At 48.1% G+C, this 12,400-nt stretch carries 10 protein-coding genes; 5 read left to right on the top strand and 5 right to left on the bottom strand.

Going from position 1 to position 12,400, the window contains the following annotated elements:
- Positions 1 to 239: helix-turn-helix domain-containing protein (locus N836_RS57755; RefSeq protein ID WP_023073499.1), on the bottom strand; the 239-nt coding region annotated here is incomplete at its 3' end.
- 318 nt (positions 240 to 557) lie between these two features.
- On the opposite strand from N836_RS57755, the gene N836_RS57750 reads away from it, so the two are divergent.
- Positions 558 to 2,792 carry a peptidase S8 gene (locus N836_RS57750; protein ID WP_023073965.1) on the top strand — a complete coding sequence of 745 codons (2,235 nt, stop codon included), beginning with the start codon at positions 558 to 560 and terminating at the stop codon, positions 2,790 to 2,792.
- An 87-nt stretch (positions 2,793 to 2,879) separates the two neighbouring features.
- Here N836_RS57750 and N836_RS57745 read toward each other — a convergent pair whose 3' ends face one another.
- Positions 2,880 to 3,272 (bottom strand): ribosomal maturation YjgA family protein, encoded by a 393-nt coding sequence (locus N836_RS57745; protein ID WP_023073964.1) that lies wholly within the window; start codon positions 3,270 to 3,272, stop codon positions 2,880 to 2,882.
- 135 nt (positions 3,273 to 3,407) lie between these two features.
- Between N836_RS57745 and N836_RS57740 the strand changes: the two genes are divergently transcribed.
- The 3 genes from N836_RS57740 to N836_RS57730 are packed head-to-tail and all read left to right on the top strand — an operon-like array spanning position 3,408 to position 5,253.
- Positions 3,408 to 3,965 (top strand): cyclic phosphodiesterase-like domain-containing, encoded by a 558-nt coding sequence (locus N836_RS57740; RefSeq protein ID WP_023073963.1) that lies wholly within the window; start codon positions 3,408 to 3,410, stop codon positions 3,963 to 3,965.
- Entirely contained in the window at positions 3,947 to 4,789 is an 843-nt protein-coding gene (locus N836_RS57735) for a nucleotidyltransferase family protein (RefSeq protein ID WP_235071124.1), read from the top strand. The genes N836_RS57740 and N836_RS57735 overlap by 19 nt, the downstream gene beginning before the upstream one ends.
- Before the next feature lie 5 nt (positions 4,790 to 4,794).
- Complete coding sequence (locus N836_RS57730; RefSeq protein ID WP_023073961.1) at positions 4,795 to 5,253, top strand: thioesterase domain-containing protein; 459 nt, start codon at positions 4,795 to 4,797, stop codon at positions 5,251 to 5,253.
- Here N836_RS57730 and N836_RS57725 read toward each other — a convergent pair.
- From N836_RS57725 to N836_RS57715, 3 genes are all read right to left on the bottom strand, one after another.
- Positions 5,250 to 7,475, bottom strand: coding sequence for an NADP-dependent isocitrate dehydrogenase (locus tag N836_RS57725; protein WP_023073960.1), 2,226 nt, complete (start codon positions 7,473 to 7,475; stop codon positions 5,250 to 5,252). The two genes, N836_RS57730 and N836_RS57725, sit on opposite strands and share 4 nt — an antisense overlap.
- Positions 7,476 to 7,693: 218 nt before the next feature.
- Positions 7,694 to 9,313, bottom strand: coding sequence for a 2-isopropylmalate synthase (locus N836_RS57720; RefSeq protein WP_023073959.1), 1,620 nt, complete (start codon positions 9,311 to 9,313; stop codon positions 7,694 to 7,696).
- 220 nt (positions 9,314 to 9,533) lie between these two features.
- Positions 9,534 to 10,520 (bottom strand): alpha/beta fold hydrolase, encoded by a 987-nt coding sequence (locus tag N836_RS57715; protein WP_023073958.1) that lies wholly within the window; start codon positions 10,518 to 10,520, stop codon positions 9,534 to 9,536.
- A 52-nt stretch (positions 10,521 to 10,572) separates the two neighbouring features.
- On the opposite strand from N836_RS57715, the gene N836_RS57710 reads away from it, so the two are divergent.
- On the top strand, positions 10,573 to 12,204 hold the full coding sequence (locus N836_RS57710; RefSeq protein WP_023073957.1) for an ABC1 kinase family protein: 1,632 nt from the start codon (positions 10,573 to 10,575) through the stop codon (positions 12,202 to 12,204).
- The last annotated feature ends 196 nt before the right edge of the window (positions 12,205 to 12,400 follow it).

Raw genomic sequence — 12,400 nt, 5'->3', positions numbered from 1 at the left:
GGCTTATGACTCAACAATCCCGCTAGCTGACCGTCTCGATAACGCTTCGCCCATTTTTGGACCGTGACCCGATGACGACCTAATAATTTGGCAGCTTGCTGGATTGTCGAAGCCTGTTCGCTTTTAAGCAAATAGAGGAATTGAATTCGCTCTTTTGACGAGGCCGTTTTTTGACTTCTCAGGAGAGCTTTGAGCTCGTCTTCACTTTCGGTAATTTCAAGATGGTAAATGCCTGACATCGCTCACATTGAAGGCTGCACCTCAGTTCTACCATGTGTAGCTCTTAATTACAGAATTGGTATTAGACCTTTGGATGGTAGCCATGGTGTGTACTATATGTTGTTTCTGATTAAGTAGCTCCACCTGACCTATTTATCTTTTATCGAAAGTTGAGTCTTATAAACTCAAAATTAGAGAATATAAACAAAATCAGAATTTTGTAGCATTCGCAATTTTTCATATCAAAATAAATGTGTACTTTAGTTGGTACCTTGTCAGACATAGCCTCTGAAGAGTGGTAGTGGCTACGCCTTCAGCAAGAGTACATATGCGCAAAGATGGCAAACTGGAATAATGATGACTTTGCTAATCGCATTGCCCTGAGTGGTTTTAACCTCAGCGTCAGCGGCATAAATCTAGGGTTTACGGGAGAAGTTGATGAGTTAGACCATGCCGGTGTATCCGGTGAGCTTAATTCCGCCTGGTGGACCTGGACAGCGCCTGTCAGTGGTGAAGTTGTTTGGGATACCTTTGGCAGTGATTTTGATACGACACTGGCTGTTTACACCGGTAGTACATTAAGTAGTCTGACCGAAGTGGCTAGCAATGACGACTTTGGAGCGTTACAGAGTGCTGTCAGATTTAATGTCGTTGCCGGGACCACTTATCAAATTGCGGTTGATGGTTTTGATGTTCAGACAGGTAATATTATGCTCAATCTGAATCTTCTCCCCAATAATGACAACTTTGCTAATCGCATTGCCCTCAACGGGTTTAACGTGAGTACGACCGGTAACAATGTTGGCTTTACCAGAGAGTTTGGAGAACTGAATCACGCGGGTGTGTCTGGTGAGCTGAATTCTGCCTGGTGGAGTTGGACCGCACCTGCCAGTGGTGAGGTTGTGTTAGATACCTTTGGCAGTGATTTTGATACTAGTTTGGCCGTTTATACAGGCGATTCGCTGGGACAGCTGAGCAGCGTAGCTGGGAATGATGACGCTAATGGCTCACTGCAGAGTGAGGTTGTTTTTGATGTAATTGCAGGGACGACGTATCAGATTGCAGTTGATGGTTATGCGATCGCAACGGGAGACATTGCGCTTAACCTCAATCTTGTTCCCAATAATGACGACTTTGCCCATCGTACTGCGTTGAATGGAGTAGAAATTGAAACCAAAGGAACCAACATTGGCTTTACTGGAGAATTTCAAGAACCTGACCATGCGGGTCTATCGGATACGACTAATTCCGCCTGGTGGACGTGGATTGCTCCTGATAGCGGTGAAGTTACTTTAACCACCTTGGGTAGCGATTTTGATACGAGTTTAGCGGTCTATACGGGGAGTACGCTCAACACATTAACCGAAGTAACCAGCAATGATAACGCCGGAATTGTTTTGCACAGTACGGTAACGTTTGATGCAGTAGCCGGGACCACCTATCAAATTGCAGTGGATGGAGTGAATGATGAGATGGGTAACATCTCACTTGCCCTTGAGTTAGAGCCCGATCAACCGCCCAGCATGCCAACGGTAGACTTAATCCTTGACTTTGACGGTGGAGTCGTCACAACTGGTCAGGGCTATGACATTCCCACACCTGCCTTTGATGGATTTAATTTTTCAGGATTTACGGCCCTGGATCGAGGCGATGGTACGGCGGGTAACTTGGATGAACAGATTTTCCAAATTGTGGCAGGAGTCCGGGAAGACTTTGCCGACTTTAATGTGCGGGTAATTTGGGATGATCAAGGCGTTGATTCTCCATTTTTTGACAACCAAGATACTGTGATTATGGTTGTTGGCGATAGCGCCACTGTCATAGGCCTCAGAGATATTTTTGGCATTGCCGCCAATGTGGATGTGCCTGAGTTTACTGGGGCTCCCTTACAGTCTCAACGCGATACGGGCTTTACCTTTTTGCCACCTCATGTCGGTATAGGCCCCAACACCTACAACGAAATTCGAGAACTGATTGATACGATTAGTCATGAAGCGGGGCATACCTTTGGTCTATCCCATGCAGATGAACAAGATAGTGAAGGGCGTCAGCTAGTCACAACAGCAGGTCAAAATAGAAATTTAGATAGCCGTTTCTCTCCTGAGGTACTCAGTCATGGCGCACCGGAATCAGGCATTAATTATGCTGAGACCGATCGGCTGAATCAGGCTGTTGGTGCAGCGGCAGTATTACCTGGCGATACTCAGTCTGGTCAAACGCTACCCCTAGATCCGACAACTCCGTTTGTAGGGCTAATTGATCCTTCCGATCCAATTACTGCTGGCGGAACTATCGACTTTTTAGGCGATCGTGATGCCTTTCGGTTTGAAACGGATAGAGCTGGGCAATTTACCATTGAACAAATCGCTACGGGGGCACTCACGCCAGTACTCACGCTTTGGGATGCGGCAGGTGATTTTCTGGCGGTAGGCAGTGGTGCCAACAGCACTATTACCTTTAGTGCCAATGCCAATGAAACATTTTATGCCGTGGCCGGGAGTGATGTCGATCGTTTAATAAGTGGTGTGGAACCTGTAGGTGAAATAGGAGGATATACCTTGACGTTTGGGTAGGCATAAGAGACTACCCTACGCATCTTGTGAGGCCATTAATACATTAATCAAGGGAATAGGCCCAGCTAAGGGTGCCAGATTTAATTTTTAAGATGCTTTTGAAGAGTGTTTGACGTAGGGGCTAAGCCAACGTTCGCATCCTAAAACCATGGTAATACCTAGGGTGTAAGCAATGAAATCTTCTCTATCAAATGATGTCCCAATCACAGTTCTGGCTAAGGCAGAGGAGCCCAGTCCTAAAACCTCGACAATATTAAAATGTTGCAAGATCTCCACAAGGAAGGAGAATAACAAAACTCCTACAGCTGTTTTGAGAATTGAGTATTTGAAGAAGGTGCGAACAAAGGTGTAGATGAGAATAACAACGAGGAAATCACCCATATAGGGACGCACAAAGTCGTCCTTAACAAAGATACCAATATAAACTTCGGTAATAAACAGAAGTACAGTCCAGTAAAAGTAATATGCGTTAAATCTCATGGGCAGCTGGAAACGTCGAATCGCTCACCTATGAATACGATTAATAGGGTGGCGATTCCAGAAGTGGCATGGGTATAGGACAGGATGATTCGTATACATTGCGTAAACTTTTTTGGGCAGGCTTTATGGTTTCTTATGGGAGTGGTATATATTTGCGATCGCATGCCAGATGCTTACTACTCCTTTTGGCTAATTCCCCAGGAACCGGACCTGGACAACTTTCAGGCTATTATCAACAGCTTAGCTGAGCGCTTTGGTACTGTACCGTTCTCTCCCCATGTGACACTTTATAGTGGCCCTTTCCCCGCTGCTGTCACGATTGAGCAAGTGTGCGCGACTCTAGCCGCCATCGCCCCCATTGCCCTGGAGGTAGTCAAATTCAGCTATGAATCACGTTTTTCTAGAACGCTATATGTTCAACTAACCCAGGCGCTCCCATTCACCCAACTGGTAAGTCGTCTGGTTGACTCGATTCCTGGGGCTCAAATGCCTGTCCTTGACCCCCACATCAGTTTGCTTTATCACAACCTGGATATTGCCACCAAACACTCTGTAATAGGCTCTATATCCCTGCCACGTTCTACGATTCGGTTTAATCAAGTCCAGGTGATCGCCACACCCAAGAACTTTGAAACCCAGGATCACGTCGCAAGTTTACGCTGTGTCCATAGCCAATGGCTGACGTCGTCATGATCAAACAATCTCAGAAAATTATTGGTTTACTGCCTGCTGCCGGTCAGGGTAGTCGGATTAGCCCATTACCCATGAGCAAAGAACTGTTTCCCATTGGATTTCAGACCCTGGCTGATAAAGGGCCACGTCCTAAAGTTGTCTGTCAATATTTGCTAGAGGCCATGGGGCAGGCGGGCGTACAGGAAGCCTTTATGATTTTGCGGCCTGGTAAGTGGGATATTCCAGCCTATCTAGGGGATGGTTCCCAGCTGAATATGCGGCTGGCCTATCTAACCGTCCATGTGCCCTTTGGGGTGCCCTTTAGTTTGAACCAGGCCTATCCCTTTGTGCAAGATGCCATCATTGCTATGGGATTTCCCGATATTCTGGTCAGCCCAATCGATGCTTACACGCGGTTGATAGATCGTTTGCAGACTACCCAGGCTGATGTCGTGCTGGGTCTTTTTCCGACTGACCAGCCTGACAAAGTTGGCTTGGTGGATTTTGACCAAGATGGCGTTGTTTCAGGTATCTATGAAAAGTCTCAGCTGACTCATTTACGCTATATGTGGGCCATTGCGGTGTGGCGACCTAGCTTTACAGAATTTCTGCATCAGTTTGTTGAAACTAAACGCAAGGCGCTGATTGGACAGACCTCCCCTGTTTTACTCAAAGAGTTTCCAGCCTATACGGAGACGCCGATTGGGGATGTGATGGTGAGTGCGATCGCAAATAATCTCCGAGTAGAAGCTATTCCTTTTGAAACCGGTCACTATCTTGACATTGGCACTCCCGAAAATCTGATCAAAGCTGTCTATGATTACGGCAAACCCTCATCACCTTAAACAATATGACCATCGACTGCGCTGCTGTAGAACAGTATCTCCACGAGCATATTCCCATATCCAAAGCGATGGAGGTAGCAGTCACTTCGATGGATCAACGTGGCATTATTTTATCAGCACCATTAGCGCCCAATATTAATCACCGCAATACCGTATTCGGCGGCAGTATTTCCACACTGGCTATTCTGTCTGCCTGGACATTTGTTCATGTGCAGCTAGAGCAGTTGAACCTGTCTAGCCGCATTGTGATTCAGAGTAATAGCCTAGACTATACTAATCCTGCTACAGGAGATTTCCAGGCTCATTGTTTAGCTCCTAATCAAAAGGCTTGGCAACGCTTTTTGGTCACACTATCCAAGCACAGAAAAAGCCGAATAACGCTTGCGTCTGAAGTTTATTCAAACGGTGTGCTAGTCGGCAAGTTCCAAGGTAAATACGTAGCCATGGAACGAGAAGGGAGTTAAACCAGCGCTAATGCCCCATTGAGTGTCTCACTAGGCCGCATTGCCTGGTTTGTTTTCTCCACATCAGCAAAGTAGTAACCACCAATGTCGACTGGATGCCCTTGAGCAGCGTTGAGCTCCTTAACAATTTGAGCCTCATGCTCGCTCAAATACTGAGCCAACTTAGCAAAACTAACCTTGAGTTCCAAATCGTTATCTTGTTCAGCTAGTGCCTGCGCCCAGTACAGAGCCAAATAAAAATGGCTACCGCGATTGTCTAGTTCATTAACTTTGCGTGAGGGTGCTTTGGAGTTTTGCAAATATTGACTATTTGCTTTATTCAATGCTTTTGCCAGAACCAGAGCTTTCTCATTATTTGTTTTACGACCTACTTGTTCCAGGGTGACCGCCAGTGCCAAAAATTCACCCAGCGAGTCCCAACGTAGATGGCCCTCTTGGACAAACTGTTGTACGTGTTTGGGCGCAGACCCACCAGCTCCAGTTTCAAATAAGCCACCACCCGCTAACAACGGTACGATGGAGAGCATTTTTGCACTGGTGCCCAGTTCTAAAATAGGGAAGAGATCGGTGAGATAGTCTCGCAAAACATTGCCCGTAACTGAGATTACATCTTTACCTGATTTAATCTGTTCACAGGTAAAGCGTATAGCCTCTGCGGGAGACATAATGTGTATCGCTAACCCTGTGGTGTCATAGTTAGGGAGGTACTGGGTGATTTTTTTGATCAGGTTGGCATCGTGAGCGCGATTCTCATCGAGCCAGAAAATGGCAGGCGCACCAGTTTCTCTAGCGCGACTAACAGTTAATTTTATCCAGTCTTGAATAGGAATATCTTTCGTCTGACACATGCGCCAGATGTCCCCCTTCTCAACGCTGTGCTCCATCAGCGTTTTTCCAGTATCATTCACCACACGAACAGTTCCGTTTGTGGGAATCTCAAACGTTTTGTCGTGGGAGCCATACTCCTCAGCTTTTTGGGCCATCAGACCCACATTGGAGACATTACCCATGGTGGTAACGTCAAAGGCTCCGTACTCCTGACAGAATTTGATGATTTCTTGATACATGGTGGCATAACACCGATCGGGAATCATGGCCTTGGTATCGTGGAGTTTGCCGTCAGGCCCCCACATTTTGCCAGAGCTACGGATTGCTGCAGCCATAGAGGCATCAATAATCACATCGCTGGGGACATGGAGATTGGTGATGCCTTTGTCGGAGTTGACCATCGCCAGCCTAGGCCGTTTGTCATAGGTGGCTTGTAGGTCGGCTTCAATTGCTGCACGCTGGTCGTCGGGGAGAGTTTTGATTTTGGCATATACGTCACCCAGACCGTTGTTGGGATTCACACCCAGTTGAGCAAAGATATCAGCATACTTGCTAAAAGCATCTTTAAAATAAACAGTGACAGCATGCCCAAACAAAATGGGATCTGACACTTTCATCATCGTTGCTTTTACATGAAGAGACAGCAGAATGTCTTCGTCTTGAGCAGCCTCAATCTCTTTTGCATAAAATTCTCTTAAGGCCTGGATATTCATGACAGCGGCATCAATTACCTCTCCTGTCAGTACGGATGTCTTCTTTTTTAAGACCGTAATCGCGCCATCTGTTGCAACCAGTTCAATCTTGACGTCACCCGCTTTCTGGATCACAACAGACTGTTCAGTACCATAGAAATCATCACTGTCCATATGGGCAACGTGAGATTTAGAGTCAGTCGTCCATGCCCCCACCCGATGGGGATGTTTTTGGGCATACTGTTTAACAGCTAGTGCCACTCGGCGGTCTGAATTCCCTTCGCGTAAAACAGGGTTAACGGCGCTCCCAAGCACCTTGGCATAGCGAGATTTAATCTCGGCTTCGGCTTCATTTTTGGGCTCAGCCGGATAATCAGGAACGTTATACCCTTTGTCTTGCAGTTCTTTAATTGCGGCTGTTAGTTGAGGGATAGAAGCACTGATATTAGGGAGCTTGATAATATTGGCTACTGGGGTTTTGGCTAATTCTCCCAGCTCAGCTAGGGCATCAGGTAGGCGCTGTTCTGCTGTCAGAGCTTCTGGAAAATTGGCGATAATACGTCCCGCTAAGGAGATGTCACTGGTTTCTACAGTGACATTAGCTGCGTTGGTAAATGTTTTGATGATGGGTAGAAAGGAATAGGTGGCTAAGGCCGGAGCTTCATCGGTCAGCGTGTAAATAATCTTTGTTGTATCGGCCATTTATCCCCTATCTATTGTTCAAACATTCTGGCGTCCAAGCAATTGGTAGCCAGAAATGCCTCAGGAGGCGCACCCTACCTTAATTACCCTAAACACCATTAACTCCAGATAGATATTTTTACATCTAGAGCTATTTCCGCCAATAGTATGGGGCTAGTGTTTTATGAAGTCATGATTTTCAGGGGGTAAGGCCCCTTGTATACAACTAAAGTATTAGTTTACACACCAGTGCCAGCGGGTACTGCCATCCGTTGTGGATGCAGTGCTTCACCTGCTTGGGTGGAGCTGTACAGCCGGTTTAAAGCTTGCATGTACGCATGGGCTGAGGCCACGACAATGTCTGTGTTGGCGGCATGTCCTGAGTAAATTCGTTGGTTGTGTCGCAGCCGAATTGTGACTTCGCCAATGGCATCAATGCCCGCTGTGACTGACTGCACTGAGTATTCGATCAGGTCATTGGGAATATCGACTACTCGGTTGATGGCTTTGTAGATGGCATCTACTGGTCCGGTGCCAATGGCGGCATCCATTAGCTCCTCGCCGTTGGGGGTACGGATTGTAACTGTTGCAGTAGGACGGGCGTTGCTGCCACACGATACCTGCACCAGTTCTAGTTTGTAGTGTTCGGCTACCTGTTGGGTTTCGTCGTTGACGATGGCTTCCAGGTCGCGATCGCTAATTTCCTTTTTCTTATCTGCCAGGTCTTTGAAGCGCAAAAATGCCTTGTTTAAATCCTGGTCCGATAGCTCATAGCCCAGCTCCTGCAGCCGTGTGCGGAAGGCATTGCGACCTGAGTGCTTACCCAACACAATCAGGTTATCGTTAAGACCAATGGTCTGAGCGTCCATAATCTCATAGGTGAGCTTGTTCTTGAGGACACCGTCCTGGTGAATACCAGATTCGTGGGCAAAGGCATTTGCGCCAACAATGGCCTTATTGGGCTGCACCAGCATACCAGTGACGCTGGAGATCAGCCGTGAGGTCTTATAGATTTCCTGAGTGTTGATATTAGTCAGCGGTGCTTCAGAGTCTGCCGGACGGCCAAAGAAGGGATTGAAGTACTGACGGCGGACATGCATTGCCATCACCAGCTCTTCAAGGGCGGCATTACCAGCTCGCTCGCCAATGCCGTTGATGGTGCATTCCAGCTGCCGGGCTCCGTTTTTGACGGCTTCTAAAAAGTTAGCCACAGCCAGACCCAGATCATTGTGACCATGGACGGAAATTACTGTCTGGTCTACGTTGGGTACGTTGTCTTTAATGCCTTTGATCAAACCGCCAAATTCGCTGGGGGTGAGGTAGCCAACGGTGTCTGGAATATTAATAGTGGTGGCTCCGGCTGCGATCGCAACCTCTAATACCTGATACAAAAACTCAGGTTCTGAGCGACCTGCATCCTCTGGCGAAAACTCCACATCATCGGTAAAGCCCTTGGCAAAGCGCACCATTTCATCGGTGATGGCCAGTACCTGATCCCGCGACTTCTTGAGCTTATATTTCATATGGATATCGGAGGTGGCGATAAAGGTGTGTATCCGACCTTTAGCCGCCGGCTCAATCGCTCGTGCAGCCGCTTCAATATCCTGTTTAGTCGCCCGCGCTAGTCCACAAATCGTAGGCCCGTCAACGGTGCCAACTTCCTGAGCAATGCGTTGGACCGCCTCAAAGTCTCCAGGGCTAGCGTAGGGAAACCCAGCTTCAATGATATCAACACCCAGCCGAGCCAGCTGACGAGCAACGGCTAGCTTTTCTTCCACATTCATTGTTGCACCTGGAGACTGCTCACCATCGCGCAAGGTAGTGTCAAAAATTAAGACTCGATCAGGCTGTGTACTCATTGCAGGTTACCGCTGTAGTAGAGGCTTGCTAGGTGAATGGCGCTGGTTAGCTATTGTGAGTCACCTTGCCCCATCGCTGAGACAAAGATCAAATATCACCAACCAGGTTTTATTGTAGTCGCTAACCCATAGTTATTTCGTTTTAGCTCTCTGTCCCGTGGGTATGGATTTGATTCAGGCACTGTCTCGCGGTCCCTAAAAGAGTTAGTGCACAGTATGGTTAACCCTGACGATTCTTGTGTAGTTTTACTAGCATCCGATCGATAGCTTCAAGCAAAGCCTCTGGTTCATCGATCCAAACAAAGTGGCTACTACTCCGGGCTGGCAGGCTAAGGGTCTGGGTGGAGAGCCGCATTAGATTGTGGTGCATCTTGATCCACAGATTGTCTGTCGTTTCTAGCGGCAGAGGTTTTAGTAACGGTGCTGGAGTAAAGAAATGGCTGGCCTTGATATTAATGATGGGTAACGATCCCAAGTTGCCTGTCTCACGCAGTTGTTCATTGCTGGTATTAAGACTCAATAGTTCACGGGCCATGGTGAACCAGTGCTTGGGGCGGACAAAGGACCGCAGCACTGGAGCAAGTTGGGCCTGGCTATACTGCCTCAGTTTGGGGCTAATCACCTGGAAGAGACCTAGCTGTTGAAGAATTCGAATAATCCCCAGAGCTGAACCGACGACAGACATCAAAAAGCCTGCCGTAAACACTGCTTTCATAAGCTGTAGACTGACGGGCAGTCGGGCCATACCGTCTTCGTGGAGACCATCAGACAAAATCAACCCGGCGACATTGTCAGGATAGGTATGGGCATAGAGACGCATGGTATAGCTACCCAAGGAATCACCGACCAGCACATAGGGAGGTCGGATATCGGCTTGACGTAATAGGGCTTCAAACTCCTGCATCATTTCGCCACTATTGCGAGGGTTCGGACTATTAGAACTCCAGCCGTAGCCCGCCCGATCATAGATGCAGACATCGGCAAATTCAGCCATCTCATCAATGAGTAAATAGCCTTCTACTCCGCCCAGGCTATGGTCCAAAATGACTGTCGGTTGATGGGGGCGGGGGCGGCCACGACGATAGAGATGAAGCTTACAGTCCCCAATGTCGTAAATCTTTCCTGGCGGCGGTGTTTGGTCTTCTTGGCGACAACACCAGATGTGGTAAGCCGTTGTGCAGAGGAGAATAAGGTTGCGAAGCCACATGGGTTATGGGAACTGCTAGCATCAGACCGACACTACTTTAACTAAGAGCTGCATGTTAACGCCAAATCTTATTTCCCGTCAGGGCGAAATTGTGGAGGTGTTTTTACGCCATGGTTGGGATTACATGCGGCGGTTGCTAGTAGGTAAAGCTCCGGAAGAACCAGATATTCCACCTCCGGCAGTATTGCGAAATATTTTGACGGATTTGGGGCCAGTTTATATCAAGTTTGGTCAGTTGCTAAGTACTCGACCTGACCTCTTGCCACCGGCCTATATTGAGGCACTGAGTGCGCTACAGTCGACGGTGCCGCCCGTGGATGCGGTAACAATTCAGGCGTTTCTTAGAGAACAGCTGGACCCGGAGGCGATGTTTGCAGAAGTAAACTACAGTGCGATCGCATCTGGGTCTATTGGTCAGGTCCATCGTGCCGTCTTAAAAAACGGTCAGCCTGTCGCTCTCAAAATTCAACGCCCTGGCATTGATATGCTGGTCCGGCGTGACATGGCCCTAATTCGAGACATTGCCAAGTTAGTGTCCAGCACCCAGTTTGGTCAACGCTATAACGTAATTGCCCTGGCGGATGAATTTAGCAGCGCCCTCAACGCCGAACTCGATTTCACCACAGAAGCCACCTACACCGACCAGCTCCGGCAAAACTTGGCCAAAAGCCACTGGTTCGAAACCCAACAGTTAGCGGTTCCCGAAATTATCTGGCCTCTGACCCAGCCCAAGGTACTAGTCATGCAATGGCTTGATGGTCAGCCGCTGTTGTCCGCTGCTATGGGGCCTCAAGACGCCTCCTCCGAAGCCCGTAATGCCTTCAGTCGGTTGCTATTTCGCGCCTTTTTCCAGCAATACTTTATTGATGGCTTTTTCCATGCCGATCCTCATCCAGGCAACATCTTCTATCTCAGTGATGGTCGGATTGCACTCCTAGACTGTGGCATGATGGGTCGCTTAGATCCACGAACGCGGGCCACACTGACGGAAATGGTATTAGCTGTGGTCAGCTCCGATTCCCAACGCTGTGCTCAGCTCACCCTGCAGCTGGCAGAACCTTTGCAGGATGTCGACTTAGCAAAGTTAGAATTTGACTATAGCCGTCTGCTGGCCCGTTACTATGGCCTATCTCTCAAGAGCTTCAATACCGCCGCCGCCTTTGCCGAAATTTTAGAAGCAGGCACCCGTAACCATCTGCGCTGGCCTGCCAATATTGGCCTGTTTACCAAGTCCCTGGCCAATCTAGAAGGGGTAGCCCGGCAGTTTAACCCCCAAATCAATCTCATTGCTGAAATTCGTCCGCTAATGGCAGACCTGTTTCGCCAGCAGCTGATCGGAGACGATCCTTTGCAAGCTTTGTTACGTACGGGACTGGAGTTTCGTAACCTATCTCTCTCGGCACCGCGTCAGTTTGGCTTCCTGCTCGACCGTCTGAGTGAAGAAACCTTAACCTGGAATGTCAACATCAAAGACCTGACTAATCTGCAACGCAGTATTGAGCAAGCTGCCAACCGTCGTTCATTTAGCACCGTAGTTGCGGCCTTAATTATTGGGGCTGCGATTATCTCCAGCAATCAAACCAATGTCCAGTTACAGTGGCTCAGCACCAGCCTCTTCGCCGCTGCTACTTTACTAGGCATCTGGCTAATTATTAGCATTCTGCGCTCAGGCCGCTGGCGGTAACGAAAAAGATAATTTGTTACCACAATCAGGCGTGGCTGAGGCTACAGTATCTATATGTAGGGCATTTACACGGGTAGCCGTGAACTAAGGTATACCCTACATCTCGAAGATTCATCAGTATCTGTCTTGGCTTAGTCTTTTCTTTAGCCATATTCTGGATTTGGGCATAGATAGATATATAGCTGATATAGCTGCC

The sequence above is a fragment of the Leptolyngbya sp. Heron Island J genome, assembly GCF_000482245.1.
Lineage (GTDB): Bacteria > Cyanobacteriota > Cyanobacteriia > Phormidesmidales > Phormidesmidaceae > Leptothoe.
The sequence above is the reverse complement of the archived record's forward strand: the minus strand, read 5'-3'. Positions and strand labels throughout refer to the sequence as shown.